This is a genomic window from Pseudomonas sp. Xaverov 83 (assembly GCF_019352905.1).
In the GTDB taxonomy this organism is placed as follows: domain Bacteria; phylum Pseudomonadota; class Gammaproteobacteria; order Pseudomonadales; family Pseudomonadaceae; genus Aquipseudomonas; species Aquipseudomonas yamanorum.
Genome location: NZ_JAAAFU010000075.1, coordinates 422,336 through 438,798, shown reverse-complemented (window position 1 = coordinate 438,798; position 16,463 = coordinate 422,336). Strand labels below are relative to the sequence as shown.

Sequence of the window (16,463 nt, the reverse complement as noted above, 5' to 3'; positions counted from 1 at the left end):
ATCGACTGGTCCACCGCCTTCGCGAGCAAGCCCGCTCCCACATTTTTGACCGCGTCGGCTTTTAGTTCACCGTCAGAATCGGGCTGCCCAGCTTCTCCAGCAACGTCGCCTGGGCGCTGCGCGGGTTCTGGTTGCCGGTCGGAGTATTGCGCACATAGCGCCCGTCCGACTGCAGGCTCCAGCTGTGGGTGTTGTCGGTGAGGTAACTCTCCAGCTCCTTCTTCACCCGCATGATCAGTTTCTTGCCTTCCACCGGGAAGCAAGTCTCCACACGCTTGTCGAGGTTGCGCTCCATCCAGTCGGCACTGGAGAGGAACATCTGCTCCTCGCCGCCATTGAGGAAGTAGAACACCCGCGTGTGCTCCAGGAAGCGCCCGATGATCGAACGCACGTGGATGTTATGGGAGACCCCTGCGATGCCCGGACGCAGGCAGCACATGCCACGCACCACCAGGTCGATACGTACGCCCGACTGGCTGGCCTTGTACAACGCACGGATGATCTTCGGATCGGTCAGCGAGTTGAACTTGGCGATGATGTGCGCCGGCTTGCCTTCGAGGGCGAACTGGGTCTCGCGGGCAATCATGTCGAGCATGCCCTTCTTCAGGGTGAACGGCGCGTGCAGCAGCTTCTTCATGCGCAAGGTTTTGCCCATGCCGATCAACTGGCTGAACAGCTTGCCGACGTCTTCACACAAAGCGTCATCGGAGGTCAGCAGGCTGTAGTCGGTGTAGAGCTTGGCGTTGCCGGCGTGGTAGTTGCCGGTGCCCAAGTGGGCGTAACGCACGATCTCGCCGGCTTCACGGCGCAGGATCAGCATCATCTTGGCGTGGGTCTTGAAGCCGACCACGCCATAGATCACCACCGCACCGGCCGCTTGCAGGCGGCTGGCCAGTTGCAGGTTGGATTCTTCGTCGAACCGCGCCCGCAGTTCGATCACCGCCGTCACTTCCTTGCCGTTACGCGCGGCATCTACCAGCGCATCGACGATTTCGGAGTTGGCGCCGGAGCGGTACAGGGTTTGACGTACAGCCAATACATGCGGGTCCTTGGCGGCCTGACGCAGCAGGTCGACCACCGGCGTGAAGGACTCGAACGGGTGCAGCAGCAAGATGTCCTGCTTGCTCACCACGCTGAAAATGTTCTCGCTGTTTTGCAGGAGTTTCGGGATCTGCGGGGTAAACGGCGTGTATTGCAGCTCCGGGTGGCTGTCCAGGCCGGTGATGCTGAACAGGCGCGTCAGGTTCACCGGGCCATTGACCTGGTACAGCTCGGTCTCGCTCAGGTTGAACTGCTTGAGCAGGTAGTCGGACAGGTGTTTCGGGCAGGTGTCTGCCACTTCCAGACGTACCGCATCACCGTAGCGACGGGAGAACAGCTCGCCGCGCAGGGCGCGGGCCAAGTCTTCGACGTCTTCGGAGTCCAGCGCCAGGTCAGCGTTACGGGTCAGGCGGAACTGGTAGCAGCCCTTGACCTTCATGCCCTGGAACAAGTCATCGGCATGGGCGTGGATCATCGACGAAAGGAATACATAGTTATCGCCAGCGCCCCCCACCTCTTCCGGTACCTTGATGATCCGTGGCAGCAAGCGCGGTGCCGGGATGATCGCAAGGCCGGAATCGCGACCGAAGGCGTCGATACCTTCCAGCTCGACGATGAAGTTCAGGCTCTTGTTCACCAGCAACGGGAACGGGTGCGTCGGGTCGAGACCGATAGGGGTGATGATCGGCGAGATTTCGTCGCGGAAGTAGCGGCGTACCCAGGTCTTGATCTTGGCGGTCCAGTGACGGCGCCGGATGAAGCGGACCTGATGCTTTTCCAGTTCCGGCAGCAGGATGTCGTTGAGGATCGCGTATTGGCGGTCCACATGGCCGTGCACCAGCTCGCTGATACGGGCCAGGGCCTGGTGCGGTTGCAGGCCGTCGGCGCCGGCTTGTTCACGGGCAAAGGTGATCTGCTTCTTTAGGCCGGCGACGCGAATCTCGAAGAACTCGTCCAGGTTGCTGGAGAAGATCAGCAGGAACTTCAGCCGCTCCAGCAACGGGTAGGACTCATCCAGTGCCTGTTCCAGCACGCGGATGTTGAATTGCAGTTGTGACAGCTCGCGATGGATGTACAGGCTGCTGTCATCCAGGTTGGTAATCGCAACCACCGGCGCCGGTGCGGCAGCGGGCGTTTCGACCACCACGGCAGGCGGTGCCGGCTCCAGCTCCGGCGGGGTCTCGGTGACTTGTTCGACCACCGGGTGAGCGTCTTTTACGGCAACTTCTGTGAGTCCTTCGGTATTCATCGAGTGTTCCTGTGAGGGCTAGTGTTGCTCTCTAAGCAATTGGGCGGCGCGGGCGGCGAAGTAAGTCAGGATGCCATCAGCACCCGCGCGTTTAAAGGCAGTCAGGGATTCAAGGATCACCCCTTCACTCAACCAACCATTCTGGATCGCGGCCATGTGCATGGCGTATTCACCACTGACCTGATAGACAAAGGTCGGCACCTTGAATTCATCTTTGACCCGATAAAGGATGTCGAGGTAGGGCATCCCGGGCTTGACCATGACCATGTCGGCACCTTCAGCCAGGTCCGCCGCAACTTCGTGCAGGGCTTCGTGGCTGTTGGCCGGGTCCATCTGGTACGAGGCCTTGTTGGCCTTGCCCAGGTTCAGCGCCGAACCCACCGCATCGCGGAACGGCCCGTAATAGGCGCTGGCGTACTTGGCCGAGTAAGCCATGATGCGCACGTTGACGTGGCCGGCCAGCTCGAGGGCTTCGCGAATCGCCTGGATGCGACCGTCCATCATGTCCGACGGCGCCACCACCTGGGCACCCGCTGCGGCGTGGGACAAGGCCTGCTTGACCAGCGCATCAACGGTGATGTCGTTCTGAACATAGCCTTCGTCGTCGAGAATGCCATCCTGCCCGTGGGTGGTGAACGGGTCCAGCGCCACGTCGGTGATCACTCCCAGTTCCGGAAAACGCTCACGCAAGGCACGGGTGGCGCGCTGAGCAATACCGTCCGGGTTCCAGGCTTCGGCGGCGTCCAGGGACTTGAGTTCAGACGGCGTGACCGGGAACAGCGCCAGTGCCGGAATCCCCAGTTCAACCCAGTTCGCCGCCTCTTCGAGCAGCAAATCAATGGTCAAGCGCTCCACACCCGGCATCGACGCCACCGCTTCCCGACGATTTTCACCGTCCAGCACAAACACCGGCAGGATCAGATCATTCACCGTCAGGACGTTTTCACGCACCAGGCGACGGGAAAAATCATCGCGACGGTTGCGACGCAAACGGGTGGCGGGAAACAGGCGGTTGGCGGGGGTAAAGCTCACGGCAGACTCCTGAGCCCGGGTTGACGGGCGAGCGTGACAGTTATAAGCGGCCATTATGACGAAGGAATTACAGTTGTGGTTACCTCATGCACCGTAAGCCAACCGGCATGTGACCTGTAGTCGCATTCGTCGTTTATGTAGGAATTGTTCACTTCGTGACACATCTCGATACTTTCATGAATGTTCACGAAGGCGTAGGCTGCGCGTTCATTTCGCCAGCACCCAGACCATGCTTCAACAATTTCTGCATGACTTCGGCTACTTTGCGCTGTTCCTCGGCACCTTCTTCGAAGGCGAAACCATCTTGGTTCTCGCAGGCTTCCTGGCGTTCCGTGGATACATGGATATCAACCTGGTGGTGGTCGTTGCCTTTTTCGGCAGCTACGCCGGCGACCAGCTGTGGTACTTCCTGGGGCGCAAGCACGGCCGCAAACTGCTGGCGCGCAAGCCGCGCTGGCAACTGCTGGGCGACAAGGCCCTGGAGCATATCCGCAAGCACCCGGACATCTGGGTGCTGAGCTTCCGCTTTGTCTACGGTTTGCGCACGGTGATGCCGGTGGCCATTGGTTTGTCGGGCTACCCGCCGGGCCGCTACCTGTTGCTGAACGGGATCGGCGCCGCCGTGTGGGCCGCGGCGCTGGGGGCTGCGGCTTACCATTTCGGCGCGGTACTGGAAGGCATGCTGGGCAGCGTCAAGAAATATGAGCTGTGGGTACTGGGCGCACTGCTGGTGCTGGGCCTGGGCTTGTGGATCCGCCGGCGCGTCAAGAACGCCCGCCTGACCCGCGAAGCCTGTGCCGCCGAGAAGGTTCGCCTGGCGGCCGGCGAACCTGAAAAAGCCGAAAAGCCTACGACGCCAGTCGAGTAAGCCGGTCTCTGCAACAGTAGAGGCCGATGCCGCTGAGCAAGCTGTAACTGACCAGGCCCAGCCAGCCCAACGAGCTGGCCGGCCACAGCCCCACCAGCGGCGCCAGCCATACCAAAGGCACATTCAGTGCCAGGCGCACCAGCTCAGCCTTCAACGCCCACGGGCGATTCTCAAGCGCCACCCCCAGGGTGAACAACCCCAATGCCATCGCGCTCCAGCCCAACACCAGGGCGGCGGTCGGCAAGCCCTCGCCGAAATTCATCAAATAGCTGCCAAAACCTACGTACACGGCAAACTGCAGGGCGATGTAAATTTGTTGGCGCCCATCCAACGGCACCTCGAATTTGCGGAACTGGCTCAAGTCCGGCTTGGCCATCGGGTACTTCGCCGCCACGTCCGCCGGGCGCCAGCCGGTGCGCATGAACCAGATCCGCAGCTTGTCCCACCCACTTTCGGTACGCCGTGCATCACTCCACAACTGCGCATAAAACTGCAGGTTGGCCCACAGCGGGTTCCAACTGGCCAAGGGTGTGGTCACGCCAAAGATCACCGGTTCGTTATCGTCTTCTTCCTGGAAGGAGCCAAACAGGCGGTCCCAAATAATGAACACCCCGCCGTAGTTGCGATCCATGTAGAGAGCGTTCTGTGCATGGTGGGCCCGATGATTGGACGGCGTGACGAAGAACCACTCGTACCAGCCGAGCTTCGGCACATGGCGCGTGTGCACCCAGAATTGATACAGCAGGTTGAGAGATGCCACGCTGATAAACACCACCAGCGGCACGCCGAGTACGGCCAGCGGCAAGTAGAAAATCCAGCTCAGCAGAAAGCCGGTGCTGGTCTGGCGCAAGGCGGTGCTGAGGTTGTAGTCCTCGCTCTGGTGATGCACCGAGTGGGCCGCCCAGAGGATGTTGCGCTCATGGCCCATGCGGTGCAGCCAGTAATAGCAGAAATCGTAGAAGACAAAAGCGAACACCCAGGTCCAGACGCTCTGGGCCGACAGCTCGATGATCGCCAGGTGCTTGAGGGCGAAGGCATAGGTGAGGATGCCCACGCCTTTGGTCAAAAGCCCGGTGGTGGTGGACAACACGCCGGTGCTGAGGCTGTTGATGGCATCGGCCACCCGGTAGTTGCGTTGGCCGCGCCGGTAGTCGGCCAGCAGCTCCACCACGATCAAGGCAATGAAAAACGGTACCGCGTAAGGGACGAAGTCCATGGGCAAGTCCGGTCAATTATTGTTACATCTAGAGTAGGTGTAGCGGCTGGATATCCCATTGGCAATGAGTGACAAATGAGTAGACATTTAACGCCATGAATCAGGAGAAATGCCCATGAGCAAAAAGATTGCAGTGATCCTTTCAGGCTGTGGCGTGTACGACGGGGCTGAGGTTCATGAGAGCGTGATCACCCTGCTGCGCCTGGACCAGCGCGGCGCCGAGGTGCAGTGTTTTGCGCCGAACATTGCCCAACTGCACGTGATCAATCACCTCACGGGCGAGGAAATGCCTGAGTCGCGCAATGTGCTGGTGGAGTCGGCGCGTATTGCCCGTGGCGAGGTGAAGGACATTCGTGAGGCCAACGCCGAGGATTTCGACGCACTGATCGTGCCCGGCGGGTTTGGCGCGGCGAAGAACCTGTCGAACTTTGCCGTGGAAGGCGCCGGGTGCAGCGTCAACCCGCAGGTGCTGGAACTGGCCGAGGCGTTTGCCGAAGCAGGCAAGCCCGTCGGCCTGATCTGCATCTCGCCGGCCCTGGCGGCGAAGATCTATGGCCCCGGCGTGACGTGCACCATCGGTAACGATGCCGACACCGCAGCCGCCATGGACAAGATGGGCGCCACTCACCAGGAATGCGCGGTAGACGACATCGTCGAAGACAAGGCGCGCAAGCTGGTGAGCACCCCGGCCTACATGCTGGGCAAGCGCATCAGTGAAGTGGCTTCAGGCATCAACAAGCTGGTGGACCGAGTGCTGGAACTGACCCACCAAAACGATTAAGCCTTCATCAATCGGGTCAGGATCCGATCCAGTGAGTTGGCAAACGCCTGTTTGTCCTTGTCCCCATGGGGTGGCGGGCCACCGCCCATCTGCCCCTGCTCCCGCAGATCGGTGAAGAGGTTACGCACCGCCAGCCGCTCGCTCATGTTCTGCGGGCTGAACTCCTTGCCTCGCGGGTCCAGCGCCGCCACGCCGTTTTTTACCAAGCGGTCGGCCAGCGGCACATCGCTGCAGATCACCAGCTCGCCAGGCACCGCGTGTTCCACCAGGTAGTCATCGGCCGCGTCCGGGCCGCTGGGCACCACAATCAGCTTCACACACGAGAAGCTCGGTTTGATCTGGCTCTGCCCGGCCACCAGCACCACTTCGAACTGGCGTTTGAGGGCGAACTTCACCACCTGGTCCTTGGCCGCCCGCGGGCAGGCGTCTGCATCGATCCACACGCGCATGGTTACGCCACCACCCGGCGCTTTTCAGCCAGCCGGCTGCGGCCGTACAGCACCACAATTGCCAGGATGGCCACGGCCTGGGCACTCAGGGAATAAGCGTCGGCGTGAATGCCCAGCCAGTCGAAGTCAAAGAACGCCACCGGCCGGGTGCCGAAGATCCCGGCTTCCTGCAACGCCTTGACGCCATGCCCGGCAAACACCACCGACAGCGCACACAGCAACGCCGCGTTGATGCCGAAGAACAGCGCCAGCGGCAGTTTCGCCGAGCCCCGCAGAATCACCCAGGCCAGGCCCACCAACAGCACCAGCGCCGTGGCACCACCGGCCAATACCGCGTTGTGCCCGGCGGGGCCTGCCTGCAACCACAGGGTTTCGTAGAACAGGATCACTTCGAACAGTTCGCGGTACACCGAGAAGAACGCCAGCATCGCAAAGCCAAAACGCCCGCCACCGCCCACCAGGCTGCTCTTGATGTAGTCCTGCCAGGCGGCCGCGTGGCGGCGGTCGTGCATCCAGACCCCGAGCCACAGCACCATCACACTGGCAAACAGCGCCGTGCAGCCTTCCAGCAACTCGCGCTGGGCGCCGCTGACGTCAATCACATAAGCCGCCAACGCCCAGGTGGCCAAGCCGGCCAATAGCGCCAGGCCCCAGCCGACGTTGACGCTGCGCACCGCCGATTGCTGGCCGGTGTTACGCAGGAACGCGAGGATCGCCGCCAACACCAGGATCGCCTCCAGGCCCTCGCGCAGCAGGATCAGCAAACCGGAGATGTAACTCAGGGACCAGCTCAAGCCATCGCTGCCCAACAGGCCGGCCGACTCGGTGAGCTTGCCTTTGGCCACGTCCAGGCGCTGCTGCACCTGCTCGATCGGCAACCCGTCCTGCAAGGACTGCCGGTAGGCCATCAGGGCTTTTTCGGTGTCCTTGCGCACGCTGGCGTCGACGTTGTCGAGGGAGCTTTCAACCAGCTCGAAACCTTCCAGGTACGCCGCTACCGACAGGTCGTAGGCCTGCTCATGTTCGCCATTGCGGAAGGCGGCGAGGCTTTTGTCGAGGGTGGCGGCGGTGTAATCGAGCAACTGCGCCGGGCCACGCTTGACCTGCGGCGGCTGGGCGCGCTGGGCACGGAACGTCGCGACTGCGTCCGGGCCTTCGGCGGCCAGCACTTCGTTGGGGGTCTGGCGCGCAAGGTCGGCGAGGTTGAAGGACTTTTCGCTTTTCGCTGCAGCCGGGTCGGCGGTGAAGCCCGCAATATAGGTGGCCAGGTCCCAGCGCTGGCGGTCGTCCAGCTGATCGGCAAACGACGGCATGTCGGTGCCTTCCACGCCCAGCCCAAGGGTGTTGTAGATCGCGTAGAGGCTCAAGCGGTCGAGGCGTGCAGCATCCCGAAGGTTGGCGGGCGGTGGGGTCATGCCAACGCCTGCGGGGCCATCGCCGGCACCCGTGGCGCCGTGGCAGACCGAACAGTTCTGGGCGTACAGCGGCGCACCACGTGTTGGGTCGGGCGTAATGGCTGGTGCCTGGCTGACTTCATAGGCCACCGCCAGCTTGGCGCCCAACTGCCGGGCTTGGTGCGCAACCACCGCGCCGTCCTGATGAGCCGTTACGGCGGCCAGCAGTTCATCCACGCCTTTTATCAACTCGGCGCGCTCGGGCTTTTCCGGCAGTTCAGCCACCAAGCCTTGCAGGACCCCGAGAAACTCCACCTGCTCGCGGTATTCCGAATCATCGATAACCTTGCCCGCCTCCACCGTCGGGGGATAGTCCGCACCGATGTAGTCCAGTAAATGCAGGGCTTGGGGGGCGCCCTCGGCCGTTGCGGCCAGCAGGTTGAAACTGCACGACATCAACGCCGGCAGCACCAGCCAGGCAAGAAAACGGAAGGGGGCAATCATGAATGAATCTCAAATGGAAATACGAAGTAACACATTGTCAAACCTTACGGGTTTTGACTCAAGGTGTTAGTGATCTGGGTTGGGATTACCAAGGGGCGGATGCTGGCATCCTCTCTGGAAATAGGATCCAAAAGGCCATTGTTTTGCCAGCAATGCAGCTTATAATGCCGCGCTTTCGTTATTGCGAAATGGCATTTTGGCTCCTCTTTTTATGAGGAATTGGCAGGATTGCGACACCTTCCTGCCATTGGTGATTCGGCCCGACCAGCACATTCGGCCGATTACGTTCAGGGAAGAAGCTCCTCAATGGTATCTCGCGCCTTTACCTCGCTCGCGCTCGCAGCAGTCACCTTGCTGTCCGGTTGTTCGATGTTTCGCAGCTACGACACTGAGCTGCAAGCCACCAATCAGCAGTTGGCCACCGGCAATGTCGACGGCGCGCTGACCCTGCTTGAGAAGAACAACACCGGCGACGACAAGGACCTTCTCTACTACTTCGAAAAGGGCGAGTTGTTGCGGGCCAAGGGCGACCTGGCCGGCAGCCAGACCGCCTGGCGCAGTGCCGACCTGCAAGTCTACAAGTGGGAAGAGTCGGTCAAGTTCGACACCGACAAGTACCTCGCGCAGTTCGGTGCCTTCCTGGTCAATGACAAGGTCCGCCGCTACGAAGGCTACGACTACGAAAAAGTCATGCTCACCACCCAGATGGCCCTGAATCTGCTGGCGCTGAACGACTTCGACGGTGCCCGTACCGAGATCAAGAAAACCCACGAACGCGAGGCGGTGATCGCCGACCTGCGGGACAAGGAATACCTCAAGAGCGAGAACGAAGCCGAGCGCCAGGGCATCAGCACCCAGTTCAAGGACCTGCGCGGCTACCCGGTGGAAAGCCTCGACGCCCCGGAAGTGGTCGGCCTGAAAAACAGCTACCAGAGCGCGTTCAGCCATTACCTCGCCGGCTTCGTCTACGAAGCCCTGGGCGAAAAAGACCTGGCCGCACCGGGTTATCGCAAGGCTGCCGAGCTGCGCCCCAACACCCCACTGCTGGAACAGGCCCTGCTCAACCTGGACAAATCCAAGGTCGGTGCGGACGAGACTGACGTGCTGATCGTGGTGCAGAGCGGCCTGGCGCCGGCCCGCGACTCGATTCGCCTGCCGTTGCCGATCCCCATCGACGGCCACCTGGTGATCACCCCGCTGTCGTTCCCGGTGATCAAGCCCGACAACTCCACCGCGACCTTCGCCCAGATCGGTGTCGACGGTCAGCAGCAGAACCTCACGGCCCTCAACAGCACCACTGTCATGTCCCGCCGCGCCCTGCGGGATGACATGCCGGGCATCATCCTGCGCACCACCGTGCGCGCCGTCACCCGCGGCATCACCCAGAACAACCTGAACAAGACCAACCCAATGGCGGGCCTGGTACTCGGCATCGCCTCGGCCGTCACCGAAGGCGCCGACACCCGCACCTGGCGCACCCTGCCGGACATGACCCAGGTGACTCGCCTGCGCCTCAAGCACGGCGAACACCAGGTCAGCCTGCCCAACGCCCTGGGCGGCACGCTGGTGACGGTCAAGGCCGATCAGCGCTACCAGGTGATCACCCTGCGGGTGGTCGGCAACCAGGTATTCGCCGGCGGTCTTGCGGCCCATGTGGTGCAGAGCAATCCGCCCCAGGCCGTCGCCACTCTCAAACAACCTTAAGGAGCACGCTATGCGTCATTTCATCCTCGGTGCCCTGGCGCTGATCCTGCTGGCCGGTTGCGCCACCCCGCCACCGCCGGAACCCGGCAGCGCCGCGAGCAAAATCGTGGTGATGGGCAAGTTCAAGGGCATCGCAGTGGGCGCCATCCGCGTCGCCCGGGAAAACGGTTTCCTGACCGCCAAGGTGCAGTTGAGCAATATCACCAGCAGCAACCAGATGATGTATTACCGCTTCGCCTGGCTGGGTGCCGACGGCTTCCCGGTGGGCGACGAAGAGACCTGGAAAGTGCTGAACCTCTACGCCAACCAGGCGACCTTCCTGCCGGCCATCGCCAATCTGCCCCAGGCCGCCGACTTCCGCCTGGAAGTTAAAACGCCTTGATCCGCCCACTCATTCAGTTTCAGAGAGACATCCCCATGTTTGCACGCTTCTCGTTCCTCGCCGTGGTCGCCGTTCTGGCCAGCGGCTGCGCCAACACCTCGCCGGTACTGGGCGGTAAAAACATCAGCTACGGCGACACCAAAGCCGTGGAACTGGTGACCAACGAGTTCGGTTCCACCGACCTGCAGATGATCGCCGAAAGCATGACCCGCTCCCTGGCCCAGTCCGGCATCCTCCAGGGCCGCCCGGTGGTGCAGGTGTATGACGTGAAGAACAAGACCAGCGAGTACATCGATACCCGCGAGATCACCACCTCGATCAAGACCCAGCTGATGAAGACCGGCACCGCCCGCTTCGCCAGCGACAACACCGACATGCAAAGCCAGGTCGACCAGCTGAAGCTGCAGAACCAGAGCGGCCTGTACAAGAAGTCGACCGTCAGCAAGACCGGCAACATGGTCGCCGCCAAATACCGTCTGGAAGGCTCCATCAGCTCCATCGTCAAGCGCAGCTCGGACTACAAGGACGTGTTCTACAAGTTCAGCCTGCAACTGATTGACGTTGAAAGCGGCCTGGCCGAATGGATGGACGAAAAAGAAATCCGCAAGACCACGGAGCGCTAAACAATGCGTGCATGGATCGGCATGATCGGCCTGCTGTGCGCCTTTGGCGCCTCGGCCGCACCGAAGATCGCGGTGACCGACCTGGCCTACGAGGCCCGGGTGGAGGAGTACATCCACCAGGTCGCGGCTAGCAACAACTTCCAGGCCAGCGCCTACAACGCCAGCGGCGGCTCGAGCTACAGCGAGTACGAGAGCCGCAACAGCTACATCGAGCAGACCGAACTGCGCAAGTTCAGCGGCGACATCAAGGGTGAAATCCTCAAGTCGCGGCAGTTCCAACTGGTGCAGGGCACGCCTTACACCGCTGACGCCAAGGGCGATGTGTATGACGTGATCAAGCGGATCAAGGCCGGTAACTTCAAGGGCGCGGACTACGTGTTGTTCGGCACCTTGTCGGACATCGACTTCACCCAGGACGTCAACGCCCTGGACCACACTAACAGTTATTCGGCGGTGCTGGGCCTGACGCTGGTGGCGGATTTCAGCCTGATCAACACCCGCACCTTTGAGATCACCTCGGCGTTTACCGCCATGGGCGAAGGCCAGGACACCAAGCTGGTGAACAACCGTGACGTGCGCGTGAGTCTGAACCGGCCGCGTGTGGTGCGGGAAGTGTCGAAGGCGTTGGGCGAGGATGTTGCGCGGCAGTTGGCCGAGCAGCTTGGCGGTGGTTATCAGGAAGCACCCGGGCAGCCTGCATTGCGCAATAACCTGCCACGGGATGAAGCGCCGAAGATCCTGCGCTGAACGAAAATCACGCTACCGACATAAAACCAATGTGGGAGCTGGCTTGCCTGCGATGCAGACACCTCGGTGTATCAGTTACACCAGGGTGATGCTATCGCAGGCAAGCCAGCTCCCACATTTTTGATCCGGTTTCGTGAATTACGCCGTTGCGCGATGCAAGCTGGCCAGGAACCCCGCCGCACCAACAAACAGCCCGGCAAACGTGCGGTTCATGCGTTTCTGCTGTTTCGGTGTGCGCAGCAAGCGCAACACTTTCGATGCGAGCCCGGTGTAGCCAGCCATCACGATCATGTCCACGCAGATCATCGTCGCGCCCAGGATCAGGTACTGGTTCAGCAACGGCGCCTGCGGGTTCACGAACTGTGGCAACACCGCCAGCATGAACACCAGGGCCTTGGGGTTGCTGGCGTTGACCAGGAACCCACGGAACATCATCGCCATCGGTTTGCCGATCGGGCGAATCGCCGCGTCATCGCTAAGGTCGGTTGGCAGCGCGCGCCATTGCTTGATGGCCAGGTACACCAGGTACGCCACACCGAACCACTTGATCGCATAGAACGCGGTGGAAGATGCCGCGAGAATCGCACCCAGGCCGCCGGCAACCACGGCGATTTGCATCGCCAGGCCCAGTTGCAGGCCCAGGGCATTCCAGTAACCGCGCAGGAAACCGTATTGCAGGCCGCTGGACATCGAGGCAATGGCGCCAGCGCCAGGAGAAAGACTGATGATCCAACTGGCCAGGAAAAAGGCCAGCCATGTGTCGAGCGCCATTACACACCTCAGAGCTGAGTTTGCTGAATGTTTCTAAACTAACGCTGCTGGCCGAGAAATGGCTACAAAAATTTTGGGGTGCGCCTTTGTGGCGAGGGAGCTTGCTCCCGCTGGAGTGCGTAGCGCTCCCGGCTTTTTTTGGGGCTGCTACGCAGCCCAGCGGGAGCAAGCTCCCTCGCCACGGCAAGCTCTCTCGCCAAAGGTTAAGGCAGTATGTCGCTGCCGCGCCAACGGCGCACCGAGCGCTGGAAGAACAGGCTGTTGGGCACTTGCACCATGACACTGCCGGTACCGGCCTCTTCCACTTCGATCAGCGTGGTGTAGAGCAGGTTGATCGCCACCACCCGGCCTTTGACGCCGGGCTTGTCGACGGTGTCCACCAACTCGACCACGTCGCCCAAGCGGAACGGCCCGACGGTGAAGATCAGAATGGCGCACAGCAGGTTCGACAACACCGACCACATGGCGAAGAACGCCACTGCGGCCACCGCCACAAAGCCCGACAACGCCGTCCACAGCACCGTGGCGGACACGCCCAAGCGCTCCAGCACAAAGATCAGCGCACTGCCCATGATCAGCCAGCGCAGGCCGCCGCGCAGGGGCATCAGCAACTGCGGCGGGAACGGATAACGTTCCCCCAGGCGGTTCAGGCATTTGGCGACGAAACGCTGAGCGAGATAGCCGGCCAGCAGGATCAGCAGAATCTGTACGGCCACCCAGATCGGCGCGATCCATTGGGCCGGCAGTGGCAGTTGCAGCGCCTCCATCAGGACAGCGCCTCCAACTCCGCTTGCAAGGACTCCAACAGTTCGAGGGCTTCCATCCAGGTCTCCTCCAACTGTGCTTCACGTACCTTGAGCTTGGCCTGCTCGGCCAGCAGGTCGCGCAATTCATCCTTGCGGGCCGGCTCGTACACGGCGCTGTCACCGAGGCTGGTTTCGATCTTCGCCAGCTTCTCGTGGATCTTGCCCAACTCGGCCTCCAGCTTGTCGGCTTCACGCTTGTGCGGTGCCAACTGCTGTCGCAGGGCAGCAGCGGCCTGGCGCTGGGCCTTCTTGTCGGTCTTGTCCGGGTTGACCGGGGTGTTGCTGACCGGCGCGTTGCGCAGGCGGTAGTCCGACAGCCAACGGGCGTAGTCTTCCAGGTCGCCGTCGAACTCCTCGACCTTGCCGTCAGCCACCAGCAGGAAGTTATCCGTGGTGCTCTTGAGCAGGTGCCGATCGTGAGACACCACCAACACCGCGCCGCTGAATTCCTGCAGCGCCATGGTCAGCGCCAGGCGCATTTCCAGGTCCAGGTGGTTGGTCGGTTCGTCGAGCAGCAGCAGGTTTGGCCGGTCCCAGGCGATCAACGCCAGGGCCAGGCGGGCCTTTTCGCCACCGGAGAAATTCAGCACTGGCTCGTCGATGCGCGCACCGCGGAAGTCGAAACCACCGAGGAAGTCCCGCAGGGTCTGTTCGCGCTCAGTCGGCGCCAGGCGCTGCAAGTGCAGCAGCGGGCTGGCCTTGGCGTCGAGGGAGTCCAACTGGTGCTGGGCGAAATAGCCCACCACCAGGTTCTCACCGCGCACCAGGCGACCGGCCAAAGGCTGCAATTCGCCCGAGAGGTTTTTGATCAGGGTCGACTTGCCCGCACCGTTGGGGCCGAGCAGGCCGATCCGCGCGCCGGGGGTGAACTGCAACTTGACCTTCTCGAGGATGGTCTTGTCGCCATAACCCAGGCGGGCGTCGGACAGATCGAGCAGCGGGCTGGAGATTTTCACCGACTCGCGAAACACAAAGTCGAACGGTGAATCGACGTGGGCCGCCGACAGTTCTTCCATGCGCTCCAGGGCCTTGATCCGGCTCTGGGCCTGACGGGCTTTGGTGGCCTGGGCCTTGAACCGGGCGATGTAGCTTTCCATGTGCGCGCGTTGCGCCTGCTGCTTCTCGTACGCCTGCTGTTGCTGGGCCAGGCGTTCGGCGCGGGCGCGTTCGAAGGCGCTGTAGCCACCGCGGTACAGGGTGATTTTCTTCTGGTCGACGTGAGCGATGTTGTCGACCACGGCGTCGAGGAAGTCCCGGTCGTGGGAAATCAGCAGCAAGGTGCCCGGGTAGCTTTTCAGGAAGTCTTCCAGCCACAGGATCGCATCGAGGTCCAAGTGGTTGGTCGGTTCATCGAGCAGCAACAGGTCCGAGGGGCACATCAGTGCCTGGGCCAGGTTCAAGCGCATGCGCCAGCCGCCGGAGAAGTCGGCGACCGGGCGGTCCATCTGTTCGTTGGTAAAGCCAAGGCCGGCCAGCATCTTGCGGGCGCGGGCGTCGGCGGTATAGCCGTCGGCGCTGTCCAGTTCCGAGTGCAGGCGGGCCTGTGCGGCACCGTCCTGGGCTTTCTCGGCCTCGGCGAGGTCGTGTTGCACCTGGCGCAGGCGCAGGTCGCCATCGAGCACGTAGTCGATCGCAATACGATCGAGGGTGTCGATCTCCTGGCGCATATGGGCAATGCGCCAGTCGGCCGGTAGCAGACAGTCCCCGGAATCAGGCGTCAGCTCACCCAGCAGCAAGGCGAACAATGTGGATTTGCCGGCGCCATTGGCACCGATCAGGCCGGCTTTGTGACCGGCGTGCAGGGTCAGCTCGGCGTCTTCGAGAAGACGTTGCGGGCCACGCTGTAATGTTAGGCTTTGAAGTCGGATCATAATGGCGGCGGAGTCTACCAGCTTCGTTGGCCGCTGGCTTGGGTGTGAATATGTGCGCTGACCTGTGGAGCTTTGCCCTCTCGACTTACGCCCGCCCGGGCGTCGAGGACGCGTGCCTGCGCTTGCAGGCGCAAGGGGCTGATGTGTGCCTGATGTTGTGCGGGTTGTGGCTGGAGCAGCGTGGCGTGGCGCCGGAAACGTCGCGTTTGCAGGCACTGCGGCAGGTCGCTGAGCCGTGGCAGGCGGAGGTGGTCGGGCCGCTGCGGCAAGTGCGCACGCAATGGCGGGCCATGGCGCAGCAGGATGCTGAGCTGGGAGCGTTACGGGAGCGGGTCAAGGCCCTGGAGCTGGAAGCTGAGCGGCTGCTGTTATCGCGCCTGGAAGGCGTTGCGCAGGTTTGGCCGATGGCCAAGGCGGGAGCTCAAGCGTGGCTTGAAGGACTGGCGGCCGAAACCGCCAACCTTGACCACGACGCGCTGCATCAGCTGCGCGCCGCAGTCACCAACACTTAGGAAGCGCTGGTTGGGGTGACGCTTGGCGCTGCCGGTGCAGGCGTGCTGCTGGCCGGAGCGGTTGGCGCTGCGGTGCTGGCAGCCGGTGCGGCCGGTGTTGCTGGCTTTGCAGCTGGGGTAGCTGGCTTGGCCGGTGCAGGCTTGGCGGCTGCTGGTTTTGCGGCTGGTTTCGCAGCAGCAGGCTTAGCGGCCGGCTTGGCAGCTGGTTTCGCAGCAGCAGGTTTAGCGGCTGGCTTGGCAGCTGGTTTCGCAGCAGCAGGTTTAGCGGCTGGCTTGGCAGCTGGTTTCGCAGCAGCAGGCTTAGCGGCTGGCTTGGCAGCTGGTTTCGCAGCAGCAGTTTTAGCAGCTGGCTTGGCGGCTGGTTTTGCAGCAGCAGTTTTAGCAGCAGGCTTGGCGGCTGGTTTTGCAACAGCAGTTTTAGCAGCTGGCTTGGCGGCTGGTTTTGCAGCAGCGGTTTTAGCAGCAGGCTTGGCGGCTGGTTTTGCAGCAGCGGTTTTAGCTGCAGGCTTGGCA

17 protein-coding genes are annotated in these 16,463 nt (G+C 62.0%); 8 read left to right on the top strand and 9 right to left on the bottom strand.

Going from position 1 to position 16,463, the window contains the following annotated elements:
- Nucleotides 1-61: 61 nt before the first annotated feature.
- Both ppk1 and hemB read right to left on the bottom strand, forming a co-directional pair.
- A complete protein-coding gene (gene ppk1, locus K0H47_RS23265; RefSeq protein ID WP_063026336.1) occupies nucleotides 62-2,290 on the bottom strand; it encodes a polyphosphate kinase 1 in 2,229 nt (742 codons plus the stop codon).
- Between the two features lie 18 nt (nucleotides 2,291-2,308).
- Nucleotides 2,309-3,322, bottom strand: a complete 1,014-nt coding sequence (hemB, locus tag K0H47_RS23260; RefSeq protein WP_063026334.1) for a porphobilinogen synthase — start codon at nucleotides 3,320-3,322, stop codon at nucleotides 2,309-2,311.
- Between the two features lie 229 nt (nucleotides 3,323-3,551).
- Here hemB and K0H47_RS23255 point away from each other — a divergent pair, with 229 nt between their 5' ends.
- A complete protein-coding gene (locus K0H47_RS23255; RefSeq protein WP_003214015.1) occupies nucleotides 3,552-4,190 on the top strand; it encodes a DedA family protein in 639 nt (212 codons plus the stop codon).
- Here K0H47_RS23255 and K0H47_RS23250 read toward each other — a convergent pair.
- The gene (locus K0H47_RS23250) at nucleotides 4,171-5,406 is read right to left on the bottom strand and encodes a sterol desaturase family protein (protein WP_063026332.1); all 1,236 of its coding nucleotides are present in this window, start codon (nucleotides 5,404-5,406) and stop codon (nucleotides 4,171-4,173) included. The two genes, K0H47_RS23255 and K0H47_RS23250, sit on opposite strands and share 20 nt — an antisense overlap.
- 115 nt (nucleotides 5,407-5,521) lie before the next feature.
- Here K0H47_RS23250 and elbB point away from each other — a divergent pair, with 115 nt between their 5' ends.
- The gene (gene elbB, locus K0H47_RS23245; RefSeq protein WP_017476644.1) at nucleotides 5,522-6,187 is read left to right on the top strand and encodes an isoprenoid biosynthesis glyoxalase ElbB; all 666 of its coding nucleotides are present in this window, start codon (nucleotides 5,522-5,524) and stop codon (nucleotides 6,185-6,187) included.
- On the opposite strand, the gene K0H47_RS23240 is transcribed toward elbB, so the two are convergent.
- Complete coding sequence (locus K0H47_RS23240) at nucleotides 6,184-6,636, bottom strand: YaiI/YqxD family protein (RefSeq protein ID WP_017476645.1); 453 nt, start codon at nucleotides 6,634-6,636, stop codon at nucleotides 6,184-6,186. The two genes, elbB and K0H47_RS23240, sit on opposite strands and share 4 nt — an antisense overlap.
- Nucleotides 6,637-6,638: 2 nt before the next feature.
- A complete protein-coding gene (locus tag K0H47_RS23235) occupies nucleotides 6,639-8,534 on the bottom strand; it encodes a cytochrome c/FTR1 family iron permease (protein WP_063026328.1) in 1,896 nt (631 codons plus the stop codon).
- 2 nt (nucleotides 8,535-8,536) lie between these two features.
- Between K0H47_RS23235 and K0H47_RS23230 the strand changes: the two genes are divergently transcribed.
- The 5 genes from K0H47_RS23230 (at nucleotide 8,537) to K0H47_RS23210 (ending at nucleotide 11,990) form a co-directional block, all read left to right on the top strand.
- Nucleotides 8,537-8,749, top strand: coding sequence for a hypothetical protein (locus K0H47_RS23230; protein ID WP_177025648.1), 213 nt, complete (start codon nucleotides 8,537-8,539; stop codon nucleotides 8,747-8,749).
- Nucleotides 8,750-8,840: 91 nt separating this feature from the next.
- Nucleotides 8,841-10,238, top strand: coding sequence for a COG3014 family protein (locus tag K0H47_RS23225; protein ID WP_219273719.1), 1,398 nt, complete (start codon nucleotides 8,841-8,843; stop codon nucleotides 10,236-10,238).
- Nucleotides 10,239-10,248: 10 nt separating this feature from the next.
- The gene (locus K0H47_RS23220) at nucleotides 10,249-10,620 is read left to right on the top strand and encodes a YcfL family protein (protein ID WP_003214024.1); all 372 of its coding nucleotides are present in this window, start codon (nucleotides 10,249-10,251) and stop codon (nucleotides 10,618-10,620) included.
- Between the two features lie 35 nt (nucleotides 10,621-10,655).
- On the top strand, nucleotides 10,656-11,243 hold the full coding sequence (gene lpoB, locus K0H47_RS23215) for a penicillin-binding protein activator LpoB (protein WP_017476649.1): 588 nt from the start codon (nucleotides 10,656-10,658) through the stop codon (nucleotides 11,241-11,243).
- Nucleotides 11,244-11,246: 3 nt separating this feature from the next.
- On the top strand, nucleotides 11,247-11,990 hold the full coding sequence (locus K0H47_RS23210) for a hypothetical protein (RefSeq protein WP_063026324.1): 744 nt from the start codon (nucleotides 11,247-11,249) through the stop codon (nucleotides 11,988-11,990).
- Nucleotides 11,991-12,128: 138 nt separating this feature from the next.
- Here the strand turns inward: K0H47_RS23210 and K0H47_RS23205 are convergent, their stop codons facing one another.
- The 3 genes from K0H47_RS23205 to K0H47_RS23195 all read right to left on the bottom strand — a co-directional run bounded on the left by K0H47_RS23205 (nucleotide 12,129) and on the right by K0H47_RS23195 (nucleotide 15,438).
- Nucleotides 12,129-12,761 carry a LysE family transporter gene (locus K0H47_RS23205; RefSeq protein WP_003208844.1) on the bottom strand — a complete coding sequence of 211 codons (633 nt, stop codon included), beginning with the start codon at nucleotides 12,759-12,761 and terminating at the stop codon, nucleotides 12,129-12,131.
- Between the two features lie 203 nt (nucleotides 12,762-12,964).
- Nucleotides 12,965-13,528 carry a mechanosensitive ion channel family protein gene (locus tag K0H47_RS23200; protein ID WP_063026322.1) on the bottom strand — a complete coding sequence of 188 codons (564 nt, stop codon included), beginning with the start codon at nucleotides 13,526-13,528 and terminating at the stop codon, nucleotides 12,965-12,967.
- On the bottom strand, nucleotides 13,528-15,438 hold the full coding sequence (locus K0H47_RS23195) for an ATP-binding cassette domain-containing protein (protein ID WP_219273717.1): 1,911 nt from the start codon (nucleotides 15,436-15,438) through the stop codon (nucleotides 13,528-13,530). Before K0H47_RS23195 ends, K0H47_RS23200 begins: the two co-directional genes overlap by 1 nt.
- Before the next feature lie 50 nt (nucleotides 15,439-15,488).
- On the opposite strand from K0H47_RS23195, the gene K0H47_RS23190 reads away from it, so the two are divergent.
- The gene (locus tag K0H47_RS23190) at nucleotides 15,489-15,950 is read left to right on the top strand and encodes a TIGR02444 family protein (protein ID WP_063033882.1); all 462 of its coding nucleotides are present in this window, start codon (nucleotides 15,489-15,491) and stop codon (nucleotides 15,948-15,950) included.
- Here the strand turns inward: K0H47_RS23190 and K0H47_RS23185 are convergent.
- Nucleotides 15,947-16,463 (bottom strand): hypothetical protein (locus tag K0H47_RS23185; RefSeq protein WP_219273715.1); only part of this gene is annotated, 517 nt, incomplete at its 5' end. The two genes, K0H47_RS23190 and K0H47_RS23185, sit on opposite strands and share 4 nt — an antisense overlap.